The sequence below is a fragment of the Gilliamella sp. wkB178 genome (assembly GCF_001690705.1).
Classification (GTDB): domain Bacteria; phylum Pseudomonadota; class Gammaproteobacteria; order Enterobacterales; family Orbaceae; genus Gilliamella; species Gilliamella apicola_K.
This window is the reverse complement of the sequence record NZ_LZGK01000011.1, coordinates 159,600-173,550: the sequence shown is the minus strand read 5'-3', so window position 1 is coordinate 173,550 and position 13,951 is coordinate 159,600. Positions and strand designations below refer to the sequence as shown.

18 protein-coding genes, 2 tRNA genes and 1 pseudogene are annotated in these 13,951 nt (G+C 34.3%); 14 read left to right on the top strand and 7 right to left on the bottom strand.

The window, feature by feature from the left end; genetic code table 11:
• Positions 1-38: 38 nt before the first annotated feature.
• Positions 39-266: an EexN family lipoprotein gene (locus A9G13_RS02270; protein ID WP_065555998.1), complete on the bottom strand. Its 228-nt coding sequence runs from the start codon at positions 264-266 to the stop codon at positions 39-41.
• A gap of 562 nt (positions 267-828) precedes the next feature.
• Between A9G13_RS02270 and A9G13_RS02265 the strand changes: the two genes are divergently transcribed.
• A complete protein-coding gene (locus tag A9G13_RS02265) occupies positions 829-1,044 on the top strand; it encodes a hypothetical protein (RefSeq protein WP_065555997.1) in 216 nt (71 codons plus the stop codon).
• Complete coding sequence (locus A9G13_RS02260; RefSeq protein WP_065555996.1) at positions 1,007-1,528, top strand: DUF2335 domain-containing protein; 522 nt, start codon at positions 1,007-1,009, stop codon at positions 1,526-1,528. The genes A9G13_RS02265 and A9G13_RS02260 overlap by 38 nt, the downstream gene beginning before the upstream one ends.
• A 131-nt stretch (positions 1,529-1,659) precedes the next feature.
• Here the strand turns inward: A9G13_RS02260 and A9G13_RS11000 are convergent, their stop codons facing one another.
• Together A9G13_RS11000 and A9G13_RS02255 are read right to left on the bottom strand one after the other, a co-directional pair.
• Positions 1,660-1,860, bottom strand: a complete 201-nt coding sequence (locus A9G13_RS11000) for a type II toxin-antitoxin system RelE/ParE family toxin (RefSeq protein ID WP_081301154.1) — start codon at positions 1,858-1,860, stop codon at positions 1,660-1,662.
• 47 nt (positions 1,861-1,907) lie between these two features.
• On the bottom strand, positions 1,908-2,996 hold the full coding sequence (locus A9G13_RS02255; protein ID WP_065555995.1) for a tyrosine-type recombinase/integrase: 1,089 nt from the start codon (positions 2,994-2,996) through the stop codon (positions 1,908-1,910).
• Positions 2,997-3,144: 148 nt separating this feature from the next.
• Here A9G13_RS02255 and dusA point away from each other — a divergent pair, with 148 nt between their 5' ends.
• The 3 genes from dusA to A9G13_RS02240 all read left to right on the top strand — a co-directional run bounded on the left by dusA (position 3,145) and on the right by A9G13_RS02240 (position 6,620).
• Positions 3,145-4,107, top strand: a complete 963-nt coding sequence (gene dusA, locus A9G13_RS02250; RefSeq protein ID WP_065555994.1) for a tRNA dihydrouridine(20/20a) synthase DusA — start codon at positions 3,145-3,147, stop codon at positions 4,105-4,107.
• Between the two features lie 105 nt (positions 4,108-4,212).
• Entirely contained in the window at positions 4,213-6,228 is a 2,016-nt protein-coding gene (gene rep, locus A9G13_RS02245) for a DNA helicase Rep (protein ID WP_065555993.1), read from the top strand.
• 315 nt (positions 6,229-6,543) lie between these two features.
• Positions 6,544-6,620, top strand: a tRNA-Arg gene (locus tag A9G13_RS02240).
• A 174-nt stretch (positions 6,621-6,794) separates the two neighbouring features.
• Here the strand turns inward: A9G13_RS02240 and A9G13_RS11070 are convergent.
• A pseudogene (locus tag A9G13_RS11070) lies at positions 6,795-6,923 on the bottom strand (3'-5' exonuclease); the annotation flags it as partial.
• Between the two features lie 133 nt (positions 6,924-7,056).
• On the opposite strand from A9G13_RS11070, the gene A9G13_RS02235 reads away from it, so the two are divergent.
• The 8 genes from A9G13_RS02235 to A9G13_RS10995 all read left to right on the top strand — a co-directional run bounded on the left by A9G13_RS02235 (position 7,057) and on the right by A9G13_RS10995 (position 10,065).
• A complete protein-coding gene (locus tag A9G13_RS02235; RefSeq protein ID WP_065555992.1) occupies positions 7,057-7,368 on the top strand; it encodes a phage tail assembly chaperone in 312 nt (103 codons plus the stop codon).
• A gap of 47 nt (positions 7,369-7,415) precedes the next feature.
• Positions 7,416-7,673 carry a DUF1799 domain-containing protein gene (locus tag A9G13_RS02230; RefSeq protein ID WP_065555991.1) on the top strand — a complete coding sequence of 86 codons (258 nt, stop codon included), beginning with the start codon at positions 7,416-7,418 and terminating at the stop codon, positions 7,671-7,673.
• Between the two features lie 194 nt (positions 7,674-7,867).
• Positions 7,868-8,116, top strand: coding sequence for a hypothetical protein (locus tag A9G13_RS02225; RefSeq protein WP_065555990.1), 249 nt, complete (start codon positions 7,868-7,870; stop codon positions 8,114-8,116).
• A gap of 38 nt (positions 8,117-8,154) precedes the next feature.
• Complete coding sequence (locus tag A9G13_RS02220) at positions 8,155-8,412, top strand: hypothetical protein (RefSeq protein ID WP_141670844.1); 258 nt, start codon at positions 8,155-8,157, stop codon at positions 8,410-8,412.
• A 324-nt stretch (positions 8,413-8,736) separates the two neighbouring features.
• Positions 8,737-8,994: a hypothetical protein gene (locus A9G13_RS02215; protein ID WP_065555988.1), complete on the top strand. Its 258-nt coding sequence runs from the start codon at positions 8,737-8,739 to the stop codon at positions 8,992-8,994.
• 211 nt (positions 8,995-9,205) lie between these two features.
• Complete coding sequence (locus A9G13_RS02210; RefSeq protein ID WP_065555987.1) at positions 9,206-9,388, top strand: pyocin knob domain-containing protein; 183 nt, start codon at positions 9,206-9,208, stop codon at positions 9,386-9,388.
• Positions 9,389-9,735: 347 nt separating this feature from the next.
• Positions 9,736-9,861, top strand: a complete 126-nt coding sequence (locus A9G13_RS11250; protein WP_255307334.1) for a hypothetical protein — start codon at positions 9,736-9,738, stop codon at positions 9,859-9,861.
• A gap of 6 nt (positions 9,862-9,867) precedes the next feature.
• On the top strand, positions 9,868-10,065 hold the full coding sequence (locus tag A9G13_RS10995) for a tail fiber assembly protein (protein ID WP_081301128.1): 198 nt from the start codon (positions 9,868-9,870) through the stop codon (positions 10,063-10,065).
• Positions 10,066-10,076: 11 nt separating this feature from the next.
• Here the strand turns inward: A9G13_RS10995 and A9G13_RS11305 are convergent, their stop codons facing one another.
• The 3 genes from A9G13_RS11305 to A9G13_RS02190 all read right to left on the bottom strand — a co-directional run bounded on the left by A9G13_RS11305 (position 10,077) and on the right by A9G13_RS02190 (position 11,822).
• Positions 10,077-10,691, bottom strand: coding sequence for a CatB-related O-acetyltransferase (locus tag A9G13_RS11305; protein WP_065555985.1), 615 nt, complete (start codon positions 10,689-10,691; stop codon positions 10,077-10,079).
• Positions 10,681-11,268, bottom strand: coding sequence for a serine acetyltransferase (locus tag A9G13_RS02195; RefSeq protein WP_065555984.1), 588 nt, complete (start codon positions 11,266-11,268; stop codon positions 10,681-10,683). Before A9G13_RS02195 ends, A9G13_RS11305 begins: the two co-directional genes overlap by 11 nt.
• A gap of 477 nt (positions 11,269-11,745) precedes the next feature.
• A tRNA-Val gene (locus A9G13_RS02190) sits at positions 11,746-11,822 on the bottom strand.
• Positions 11,823-12,042: 220 nt separating this feature from the next.
• Here A9G13_RS02190 and recQ point away from each other — a divergent pair.
• Positions 12,043-13,872, top strand: a complete 1,830-nt coding sequence (gene recQ, locus A9G13_RS02185; protein WP_065555983.1) for a DNA helicase RecQ — start codon at positions 12,043-12,045, stop codon at positions 13,870-13,872.
• Positions 13,873-13,951 lie beyond the last annotated feature (79 nt).

Genomic DNA, 13,951 nt, shown 5'->3' with positions numbered 1-13,951 from the left:
TAAAATTAATGTAATAATCTTACCCTTGTTAAATACGTCTATCTACTACTCCATTGAGTAAACCCGTCTGTCGCTATTTTTGCATTCATGACATTTATACAGTTTTCATCACTTAAAGGTTTAAGCTCTCCATTATTGCATTTTTGAAAATATTTATCCCTTAGGCCTTTATCTTCTTTAAATTCTTTAACTGTATATATTTTATCATTACATGCAGTTAATAAAAAACTAGCTATAACAGCGCTTAATAGAATTATTTTCTTCATTTTGTTATTCCTAATTATTTTTTTAAATTATTATTTAAAGAGATGTACAGAATAATAGAGTTTAATTAGAAAATAAAGCGTGAAATTGATCAATTAATATAACTATCAATCTTCAATTTCACATACTCCACAGCATCTTGATACGATTCAAAAATACCGATTTTGTTTAATCTGTTATTCTGATAGAAGCACCACCACTCGCGATTTATATCCAACGATGGGAAAATCAGAAACGAATCATCTTTACAATCGTAAATTGAGTCTAAATTCGGGTCTGTTAGTATGTAAATTGGCATTATGTAGTTTATTGTGATCATGTTGGACTAGATTAATTTTTTATTTATAATAGCCAATTATTTTAAGGCGTGTGCTGTTGAAGTGAAATTGTGGGAAGTGGGTCGCAAAGTAGTTATTTTTGACGTTTTATTCTATGAATAAAAATTGCTATAGTTGATTTTATCGTTTAGTAATGTTAACTTGATAAACAATATTTTATACACTATAATCCTGCGACTAAAAATGTCATTGTCTGTAATTACTCGAATTTTAGGAGGAGATTACGATGGGTAAAATGAAACATACCAAATTATATGCTATTGCATCTACAGCTTTTGGAAGCTTGTTGACATTAGGCCCTATTACAACAACTTATACCGATTTACCATCATATGAAAAAGATGCTTGTAATATTAGTTCTGATTGGGTAAATGTAGGAAATTATCTTTATAAAGGTATAGCCATTGAACACCAAAAAGAGAAAGAAAAGACAAAAGCCTAACGATATTGTCACGAAAGAAGCTAATCAAAAGAAAGCAGAGCTTTTGGATGAGCTATCGCCAGGGGTTCTAGAAAAGTTACCTTTATCCGACAGGGAAAAAATAAAACAAATTATAGTGAGCAGGTCACATAGAGGACCAATACCGTCTTCAGATGAGTTGCATCACTATGAAAGAGTGTGTCCGGGAGCTGCTAATAGAATTATTGCAATGGCAGAAAAAGAACAAAACTTTCGAGTGGACACAACTGATCGTCGAGATAAATATGACTACACGTTAGCTTCAAGAGGGCAATTTTTTGCTATAATTTCTTTGATTTTAATACTTCTTTTTTGCGTCTTTTTGGCTTATATTGGTTCAACTAGTGGCGCAGTTACTGTTGGGTGTACTCTAGTCATTAGTATTGTAACTGTTTTTGTCACAGGAAAAAGAGTACGCAACGGAAATATTAAAAATACAACACAAGAGAAAACCACAAAAAAATAAACCAAATAATCAACATTATATCAAAAGTCACATCAAAAAATAATCTTTATGAATCTTTCTTTGATTTTTCTAAAAAAAAGTGTGCGCATAGTGCACGTGGTTTTGTTTTATGTCATTTTCAATCATCTCCTTTATAATCTCTCACTAGCTATCTTAAGCGCTGAAGCTGGTGTTTTGTTTGTTTTTTTCACAAATGCGTGTAATAAAAAAATTGTTTGCTCTTTTTGGTATACATAAATAGTGCGAGCTATATTGTTACGTTCTATTACTCGTAACTCAAATAATCCTTGCCCTAATGATTTACTAAACGGAGCATCACTTGAAGTAGATATTAAAAAGTTAGAGAAAGCGGCTTAGGTCGCTATATCAATTTTAAGCTTTACTTATCTTGACCATTTATTTTATCAAATTTATCATGTAATGAATTTGGGAATAAACTAATATAAATATTCCACAGTGTTTGCAAATTTCTATGGCCTGTAACTTGGGCTACTTCCTCAATTGAAAAACCTTGTTCGAGTAATCGACTAGCACCTTCACGTCTCAAATCGTGATAACGTAGATCAGCTATACCTAAACTATTTCTAACACGTTGGAAACCTGCAGTAACTGATTTGGAATTATATGGGAATATTAATTCGTTGTTTTTAGGTTGTGACTGTAGAATTTTCCATGCATTACCGAGTAATGGTACCAGCATGTGATTGCCTATTTTCTTCCGTGGATCTTTTCTATTTCTGACGAGTATTGCTTTTTGTGTGTAATCTACATCTTCCCATCTTAATGAGCATATCTCACTAATACGCATACAAGATAATATTGAGAAATTTAAAATATCGACAAATGGAATGTTTGAATATTTATGAGATTGCCTTTCTTTTAGTTTCTCAATTAATAAATCTAATTCATTATTCATAGGGCGTCTAGTCCTACGTTGGCTTTTACCAATTAAGTTCATTTGAATTAATAAAGGCCTGGCATCTTTTATAACTGTATCATCAATATTAATTCCATAGACAGGGCGAGCGGCTTCAAGCACAGATCTAATATAACTAACATCATGACTGACCGTTGCTGGTAGTGTTCCTGCTGCTACTCTACCTCTGCAATGTTCTATAATGTGATGGGTTTTTAGTTCGGATAATTTAATATTTGCTATATCACTTTCAATTAGCATTTGAATTACATACCGTTTAGTTCGACCAGCTTTTTCTCCGAGACTTGGATCTGAAAGATATTTAGATAACAGGTTCCCAAGAGTTAATTTTGTTATGTCGTTTTTTTGTGGGATCCCAAATTGCTCTATTTTAGATACCTGGTTGTTACCCCATGTTTTTGCTATTTGCTGTTTGCTGAAGGTTTTTGACTCACGATAAATAATCTTAGTTTTTTCTTTAATTACAACGGTACAGCGATATCGCGGAGTTCCATCCGCACGAACTCTTTTTTCTATGATATAATGGGCCATAATTTCAAACCTTAATTATTTTTGTCCTATCGCTATGGGATCCTGTATGGGATCCTGACAGTAAAAAAATATAACAAAATATGATAAAATAAGCAAAAATAATATTTTAATATAATCGATAAAAACAGCCTTAAACACTGGTATATCAATGAATTCAACCTTAAATAAATTTTCTATAGCTCCTATGCTTGATTGGACTGACAGGCATTGTCGTTATTTTCATCGTCTATTAACTAAACAAACTTTACTCTATACTGAAATGGTGACTACCGGAGCGATTTTGTTTGGTGAGGGTGATTATTTAGCTTTTAATTCCGAAGAACATCCGCTTAGTTTGCAATTAGGTGGTAGTGATCCCAAAGCGCTAGCTCAGTGTGCAAAATTGGCGCAAGAACGCGGCTATGATGAAATAAACTTGAACGTTGGTTGTCCATCAGATCGGGTACAAAATGGGATGTTCGGTGCTTGTTTAATGGCAAATGCTGATCTTGTGGCTAAATGTGTGGCAGCCATGCAAGAGCAAGTTGATATTCCGGTTACAGTTAAGACTCGCATTGGTATTGATGACCAAGATAGTTATGCCTTTTTGTGCCAATTTATTGAAACAATCATGCCGGTTACTAACACTTTTATTGTGCATGCACGCAAAGCATGGCTTTCAGGGCTGAGTCCCAAGGAAAATAGGGAAGTGCCACCACTAGACTATGAACGCGTTTATCAACTTAAACAAGATTACCCGCATTTAACTATTGCCATTAATGGCGGCATTAAAACCATTGCTGAAATTAAGCAGCATTTACAATATGTTGATGGCGTAATGGTGGGGCGCGAAGCATATCAAAATCCGATGTTACTTACGCAGATTGATTCGCAAATCTTTGATTTGGCTAAGCCAGCGATCGATCCGATCTCAGCCATTAAAGCGCTGTACCCTTATATTGAACAGCAGCTGACTCAAGGTGCGCAACTTAATCACATTATGCGCCATACTTTGGGTATATTTAATGGGCGTAAAGGTGCCAAGCAATGGCGCCGTTATTTAAGCGAAAATGCTCATAAACAAGGGGCAGGAGTCGAGGTGGTTGAACACGCTTTGACGTTTATCAACTAATACTTTGGCAGCCAACAACCGATGTAGTTAATCGGTTGCCATAATTGCGCCTCAGTAGCTAATCGGTATATACTAACCAACAATTTTCCTAATGGTCTTTATTCTGTGCGTCTAAATTCTAGCCAACAACAAGCTGTCGAGTATGTTTCTGGTCCGTGCTTAGTTTTAGCTGGAGCCGGTTCTGGCAAAACTCGGGTAATCATTAATAAAATTGCTTATCTAATAAGGGTAAAAGAGTATTTACCCCGGCATATTGTGGCGGTTACTTTTACCAATAAAGCCGCGCGCGAAATGAAAGAACGAATAGCCCAATCACTCACCAAACCAGAGACCAGAGGGCTAAAAATCTCAACTTTCCATACTCTAGGGTTGGATATTGTTCGCCGTGAATATAAACACCTTGGCATTAAAGCTAATTTTTCGTTATTTGACGATCATGACCAATTTGCTTTACTCAAAGAGCTCACTCAACAATGGTTAGATGGTGATAAAGACCTAATTAATCAATTACGAGCCACCATTTCGAATTGGAAAAACGATATTATAGATGCCACTATTGCCATGGCTAGGGCGCAAACCAATAAAGATAAATTATTCGCTCATTGTTACCAATTATATGAAAAACAATTAAAAGCCTGCAGTATTTTGGATTTTGATGATCTTATTTTGTTGCCGACGCTGTTATTAAAAACTAACCAAGAAGTAAGGGAAAAATGGCAGAATCGAGTGCGTTATTTATTGGTAGATGAATATCAAGACACCAATACCAGTCAATATGAATTTATAAAATTACTAGTGGGTAGTCGCGCTAAATTCACTGTCGTTGGTGATGATGATCAGTCCATCTATTCTTGGCGAGGTGCGCGGCCGCAAAATTTGGTATTGCTTAAACAAGACTTCCCGAAGTTAGAAGTAATTAAGCTAGAACAAAATTACCGATCCTCCGGGCGAATTTTAAAAGTCGCCAATATTTTAATTGAAAATAATCCACATATTTTTGAAAAAAAATTGTTTTCTGAATTAGGCTATGGTGAAGTAATCAAAGTAATAACCGCGGATAATGAAGATCAGGAAGCCGAAAAAGTCGTCAATGATTTAATTGGTCATCGCTTTGCGAATAACAGCCAATATGGCCAATATGCCATTTTATATCGCGGTAATCACCAATCACGTTTAATCGAAAAAATGCTAATGCAGTATCGCATTCCGTATCGAATTTCAGGTGGAACCTCATTTTTTTCACGCACCGAAATTAAAGATTTAATGGCTTATTTACGGTTATTAACTAACCCGGATGATGATAATGCCTTTATTCGCATTATAAACACGCCAAAACGTGAAATTGGCCCGGTTACTATACAAAAATTGGGAGAATGGGCCAATCAACGAGGTGTTAGTTTATATCATGCTAGCCACGACATGGGGTTAACTGAACAGTTATCAGGCAAGCGGATGGAAGCGTTACAGTTATTTATCCATTGGTTTGATTCACTAATTCAAAAATCCCATAGTGAACCAATGGAGGCAATTCATGAGTTATTGCACGGTATTCATTACGAAAGTTGGATTTATGAAACTTCGCCATCGCCAACTGCCGGGCAAATGCGGATGCGTAATGTTGAACAGTTAGTCAGCTGGCTTAATGATATGCTACAAGGTGATGAACTTGATGAAGCAATGACTTTAGAACAAGCAGTAGCTAGATTCACCTTGCGCGATATGTTAGAACGCAATGAGTCCGAAGAAGAACTCGATCAGGTACAGTTAATGACACTGCATGCTTCCAAAGGACTTGAATTCCCTTATGTGTATTTAATTGGTATGTCGGAAGGATTATTACCGCACCAAACCAGTATTGATGAAGATAATATTGAAGAAGAACGCCGCCTAGCTTACGTTGGCATTACTCGCGCACAACGTGAATTGACCTTTTCATTTAGTCGTCAACGCAAACAATTTGGTGAAACCGTTCATGCGGAACCTAGCCGTTTTTTATTAGAACTGCCTCAAGATGATTTAACTTGGCAAGACCAACGCAACGAACTATCACCCGAGAAGAAAATGCAACAAGGCCAAAGCCGGATAGCTATGCTCAAAGCGCAAATTGCTAATGCTAAATAGATTGTTAAAAAATAGGGTAATGAGATTGGTGATCAATAATTAATTATTTTTGGACTAGATAAAGTAACAAGATAAATAGTAATAACTCTTGTCAAGATGTTTCCTGAGAACTATACGTTTGAGTATAAAAACTGGCATTATTTTAAGTAAAGATAAGCTATATTATTACCGCAGATACTATATGTACAGTGCATAACTCCAAAAAGTATAAATTGATGATATTTTGTTAATCTAAGCAGCTAAACCATTAAAAATCATTGACGGATCGAAATAGCTTTATATAATACTCAGCGTCTACCATCAAAGCACATCTTTGTCTCCTTAGCTCAGCTGGATAGAGCAACGGCCTTCTAAGCCGTAGGTCACAGGTTCGAATCCTGTAGGGGACGCCATGAAAGCATAAGATAATCAATGAGTTACAAACGAAAAGTCTAAGTATAGATTATCTTTATCTCCTTTTTGTGACCAAATTGTGTCCACGTTTGAATATTTGCTCAAATGGTCAGCATTTAAATGAGCATACTTTTTCACCATTTCTAACGTTTTACAACCGTTTAACTCTTACATAGTAAAAAGAGGGATTCCGCATGAACGGTTTTACCAAATTGTTTACGTTGGCGACTAAATGAGAAGGTTAATTCACATTGTGCGCGAGTAATGCCAACGTAAGCTAGGCGGCGTTCTTCTTCAATATTAACCCTCACTTATCCGCATATCATTTGACCCATCCCCAGTAACAACTATCAATGAAGTTGAAACAGTAAAAATCAGTGCAACTGTTGAATCACCAGCTATCACATTCTATAAAGATAAATAAGGATTAACACAATGGCAAAATTTAAATTAGTAGTAGACCCAACTTTTAAATGTAAAGTTTTAATTTCTCGCCCAGGGCAAGAGGATGGAGAGATTGAGATTACTTTTAAGCATTACATCAGAAATGAACTCATTGAGCTTGAAAGTGAGCTAAAAGATAAACCAATCACTGATTTTGCAATGAAACTAGTATCAGGCTGGAGTTTGGACGAAGAATTTAATAAAGACAATATGCAAATCTTATTAAATAACTATCCAGCGGCAATTCAAGCTATTACTACTACATATTACAAAGAAATGTTAGGGCAACGCGAAAAAAACTAATTGAACTTGTCATTGCTCTATATACTCCAGAGCCGTCAAAAGATGATTTGGCGGCATTTGGCTTAACCGAAGCTGATTACGAAGATGAGTATGTAGAAATATGGCAAGATAATTTAGATGTTTTTAGGTTATTTAGAGCTATGTCTACACAGTGGCACACGAGTATGAGTGGCGTTACAGGGCTTGATTATAATTGCCTTTCGTGGGTGATGAAAGTTAATAATATCGCCGAAAATGAGCGTATTTTTAACGACCTGCAAATCATGGAAAGCGAAGCGTTGAAATTAATAAATAAAGTAAAATAACTGGCGAAAGTCAGTTGTTTTAAAATAACTTTATTAGGGTGGTTTTTTATTTATCTATACCCAGATAATAAAAATAGATTATTTAAAAGATCTGTAAATTGCTTAGATAGAAGGAGTTGTATGAAAAGAATATTCATCACCATTTTATTGTTTTTCTCATTTAGTATTTTTGCTAATGAAATTACTTACAAAAATTGGCGCGTAACATCGATATTGATCCAATTACAGATAAAAAAGAGGTTTTTATACTCGCTATTGATATGACGAAAGCTCAAGATATTGAAAGTGCTGCACGTATAACTTTTCTGTCTGATGAAATGACACAGCTTTTAAAGAAAAGCCCATCGTTAGTCAAAGCACTATTAAGAAATAGCGAAAAAGATGCACAAACAGCTATATCAAACATCAAAACAAAAATGGAAATGTTTATTCAGGATCATTAAAAGCTAAAATTGTTATTTTTGGTAATAAAGAATTGCAATTGTCAAAATATGGTATGCACATTTATAACAGTAATGGTGATGCCGTGTATGACATAAGTAGTGGCATTCTTGTCTCCCCTGAATTTTATTCTTTTGGAAACTCTAAACTTTATGAGTTAAATGTCATACCGAATGTTGCTAGACCCATGATTATTCCTACTACCGTTGGGGGGTACGCTAAAGGGTGGCAAACCGAAAGGGCATTATGGGATGTTGGTCTTGCTAACAGCGGTAAACGCTGGCTCTATCTCCTGTAAATAAATACTATCGAAAAACATTCAGACACGATGCTGCATTTTTTGTTACTAACAACCCAGTTTTAATATTAGATGCCTCTCACTACTTTAATTTCGGAGATTAAATAACCTATAACATAATATTTAAAGGGTTGGATTTTACCAAACCATCGACTCTATTTATATGTTTACTTTTAATAATAATGTTTTTATATATTGGTCACAAATTGTTGATACCAATATATATAAAATATTTGAAAAAATACGTTCAAGGTAAACCTAAAAATAAATAATTGTAGCCGCTCATATAGCGGTTTTTTTACGTCCAAATTTTGAGGAAACCTTATGTCTTGGAATAAAGAAGGCTCTGTCAACCTGATGCAGGTCAGTAATACAGTAATCGGTGTTGGCACTAAGTGGGCAAACCCTTTAATCGGGGTTTGCACAGGTCAAATGCTGATACTGAAAACAGCAAACACAATAGAAATTTGTGAAATAGCATCAGTTCAATCTGATACGCAATTAATGTTAGCTAGCCAGTATAGCAGAGCTAGTAAAACCGGAGTTAGTTATGAATGGGGCTCTAGTATTGCGAATATCTGAAATGCTTAATTATTATCAGTTACAAATTAATGGATAGCAATCGATATTAACTGGAACGGGTGATATTACATTAACAGCACCGGACGGTCGAGTTGTAACGAGAAAATCACAACGAGCTTTAACTGATACTATTAATAATTCAGTAAAAGTTGGCTCAGAATTTCCCTATCTCGGTTACCTCAATAATACAGATATTAGCTTTTTAGGTGCAGTGAATAAAGGTGTATATGTACAAAATTTAGATGAAAAAGCATTACCTGAATTACATTACCCAATTAAAATGGCTGGAACATTGACGGTATTACCAACATACGTTGGTAGCAATGGTTGTGTTCAAATATATACAACTTTAAATTCTAGACAGTTTATAAAAAATTATACTTGGGGGATTTAACGGTGGAATATGGGGACCATGGATTGAGCAAATTTATATTGTTGAGTCATATAGAAATGGCGATAGCTGGTATAACGTATACTCGAACGGGTTTATAGAACAATCTGGCGTTATTTCAGTGAATACAGATGTAATTCAAAAAATTAAAGGGACGGTAATTAACATATTAAAACCAATGAAAACAAATAATTATGGAGTTAGTGTTGATTTATATGCTGGTGATGGACCATGGGGCTGGGTTAAATTTGCGTGCGGTAGTACAGATTTCAATTCATTTGTACTTTTTTCATACACGGACATAAACCCAGGCATAAATTAAATTCGCTGGACGGTGAGAGGTTATTAACATGACATATACAAACGAAGAATATGCTGAAATGGCGATAAAAGATAATGAAGAAGGTAAGGTATTAAAAGAGGTAAAAGAAAAACTAAAGCAAGTCGAACCAGAGCCAATAGAGTTTACTGACTAACAGCTTATTACGCAAAACCAAGTAAAGAAAAATTCACTAATAAACGAAGCCAACGAAAAAATAGCGGTACTTCAGGATATCATTGATTTAGATATGCAAGAAGCAGATGAAGAATCACAGTTAAAACAATGGAAAATATACCGTATTTTATTAACTCATGTTGATACCTCAGATATTAAAGCAGTATTTCCTGAAAAGCCGTAAAAAAGTGGCAATTACGCCACTTTATTTTTTAACATTTCAATTTGTTCAATTGCTTTTTCAACATTACTAAAATTAATATTATTTTTTATTAACTCATAATGTTCTATATCCCACCATTTTAGTTCCAGCAATTTATTTATAATATCTGGATCAAATCGATATCGTATCATTTTTGCTGGAATACCAACAACAATTGCATAAGGTGGTACGTCTTTCGTAACAACAGCAGACGCTCCGATAATTGCGCCGTCTCCGATATTTACACCAGTCATTATTACTACATTTGCGCCAATCCAGACATCATTACCGATAGTCGTAATTTTTAAAGGTTTAAAATTATCAGTATCATTATATTGAAAATGATGTGTAGATAACCAGTCCGTTGGATGTCTATCTGCGCCGATAGTTACATTTGTTGCAATTGAACAATATTTACCAATTTTTGTATTTTTAACTAGTCCACTAATAATGTATGAATGGTCATCAACTGTAGACTCATCATCAATAACAACTTGAGACCAAACTGTCGCTAATTCTGAAATTGTTGTTTTTTTTCGAACACTATAATCTACGTTCTTGCGCAGTTTTAATCCTGTTTTTTTGTAAATCCAATGTCTAAATCCCATGTCGTAACCCATTTAAAATAATTGTATTTGTTTTTTGTGTATAGACAGTGCAATTATCTGGAATATCGGTGTTAATAAATGATAGCGCCCCAATTTTTACATTGTCACCAATTGCTATTTCACCACCTAATATAACGGAGTTTGTACCAATATAAACATTATCTCCGATAATTATATGCATCGGTTCATGACTACAACCTATTGTAACATTCTGATGGATAATTAAATTTTCTCCAATTGTTACATTTTCTGCAACTGTTATTGAGTAAGGATGGGGAAATGATAAATTTTTACCTATTTTTGCACCAAGATGAATGTCGATTTTAAATTTATATACTAATTTTTTTTGAATATTCCAAGCAGTTTCTTTTTGTTTTTTATTTCCATACATATACATTTCATGAGCTAAACGCCACCAAAATAAGTATTTTTTATGTGTTGATTTTATTCGGATATGTGATATTAAAACACGGTAAATAGATACCGTTTTGCGTCTAGTAAATTCAGCTCGCCAACACTCTTTTAATTGAGTTAAATCATGCGTTAATAAGAACTTAATTATATGTACGTATTTCATAAAACCAATCCAATTAATTCATAATATTAGTTTAACATATCTTATAAATTAATAATAAAAACTATCAATTTTCAACTTCACATACTCAACAGCAGATTGATACGATTCAAAAATGCCGCTTTTTCTAATTTAACATTCTGATAAAAACACCACTACTCGTGATTTATATCTAATGACGGAAAAATTAAGTACGAATCATCTTTACAATCGTAAATTGAATCGTTATCGGGGTCGGTTGGTATGTAAATTGTTTTTGTGTAGTTTATTGTGATCATGTTATTAAAAATTAGTTTTTTATTCATCATAAAATAATATTTTTTGAGGTGAGAATTGAAGTGAAAAGTTGGGAAGTAGGTCGCAATAAAATCGCAAAAAATGATGTTGGTTTTACCACTGTTTTACCCCGATTTTACCCCATAGGCAAAAATTTTAATTAAAGGTTAATGTTTTAAGGGCTTATTTGGTAATTTTTAAGATTGGTACGCCCGGGTGGACTCGAACCACTGACCCCCACCATGTCAAGGTGATGCTCTAACCAACTGAGCTACGGGCGTATATTTGAAGTACGCAAATATTAGCTGTCAAATGGCTTTCTATCAAGTAAAAAATTCAAAAACAGCCTGTTTTTTAATCTATCGAATCAAATCGATTATAAAATAAGCATTATTTTAGATGGTTAATCCAATTGTAAATAAATGTAAATTCTCGGTGGTTTGTTGGAACTAATTTAGCTATACTCTTTACATTATTTTACATTCGTGTATTTAGGTAAATATGTCAATAAAAGACCAAATTGACGAAGTTTTACATAATGTTTTTGGTTATAAATTATTTCGAAATCAGCAAAAGGAAATTATAGAAGCCATCATTGATGGACGGGATATATTAACTATCATTCCTACTGGGGGTGGTAAATCTTTATGTTATCAAATTCCGGCGGTGATTTTACCCAAAACTGCCTTAGTAATATCGCCATTAATTTCTTTAATGAAAGATCAGGTTGATCAATTAGCAATAAATGGTATTGCTGCTGCTTATCTTAATGCTACTTTGTCATCAACTGAACAACAACATGTTGTTGAACAATATTTAAACCATAGCATCAAGCTGTTATATATTTCACCGGAACGATTAACTATACCCTCATTTTCAGCATTAATTAAACAAACCCCTCCTTCATTAATTGCTATTGACGAGGCACATTGTATTTCGCAATGGGGGCACGATTTTAGACCAGATTATCGCCAACTAGGGCAATTATCCACACGTTTTCCGGACGTACCAATTGTGGCCTTGACAGCCACCGCGGATAAAATGACACAAGCCGATATCATTACTCAACTAAAATTAGTTGATCCTTTAGTAGTGGTACGTAGTTTTGATCGTCCTAATATTCGTTATACAGTTGTAGAAAAATTTAATCTTACTGAGCAAGTAGTTTCATTTATTGAAACTCAAAAAGGCAATAGTGGTATAGTGTATTGTTCAAGCCGTTCTAGGGTTGAAGATATGACGACTCGATTAGCAGCACGCGGTTTTTCTGTAATTGCTTATCATGCCGGATTAACCGTTGAAGAGCGCCAACACGCACAAGACGCATTTTTAAAAGATGATATTCAGATCATCGTGGCAACAGTGGCTTTTGGTATGGGCATCAATAAACCAAATGTTCGTTTTGTCGTGCATGCTGACTGTCCACGTAATATTGAATCTTATTATCAAGAAACCGGACGAGCTGGTCGTGATGGTTTGCCAGCTGAAGCTTTATTGCTATTTAATAGTAAAGATCTGCATTGGTACCTTCAGAAAGTTAACGAACAAGTGGAAGGCAAACACAAACATGTTGAATTACATAAAATTAATGCTATGGAATCATTTGCGAAAAGTTTAACTTGTAGACGTATAGTATTATTGAATTATTTCGGTGAAAATCGTACCGAACCTTGTAATAACTGTGATGTTTGTCTGTATCCACCTGAACATTATAATGGGTTGCTTGACGCTCAAAAGGTTTTATCGTGTATTTACCGCGTTGAACAACGTTTTGGAGAGCAATATATTGTCGATGTTTTACGGGGTTCCTCTCGTTCAAAAATTAAAGAAAATAGGCATGATAAATTATCTGTTTATGGTATAGGTAAACAACATTCAACAGAATACTGGCATAGTGTAATTAGGCAGTTGATTCATTTAGGTTATATCAATCAGGTGGTTTCAACATATGTCACGCTACAATTGACAGCAAATGCTCGACCATTGCTTAAAGGTGAGATTTCTTTATCACTTTCCAAACCACGGTTAGAAATTGTTAAAAAGAGTCGCTTAAATCGCTATGCCAGAGCCATTAATTTGACCACCATATTATCCTATGAAGAACGTATTTTATTTAATAATCTCAAACGATTACGCAAAGACATTGCGGACGTCCAAGACGTTCCTCCTTATATCATTTTCAGTGATGCAACCTTGATGGAAATGGTGCAAACCATGCCAGAAAATAAAAAACAATTACTCAATATTACCGGTGTAGGTAATATTAAACTCGAAAAATACGGTACCTTGTTTTTGGATGAAATTAATGATTTCATGATTAAAAATAGTTAATTAAAAAAAATTAGCTAAAATATTAGCTTTTATAAGCAAAATAGTATAATTTTTTAAGCCAACAAATAATTAACAATTA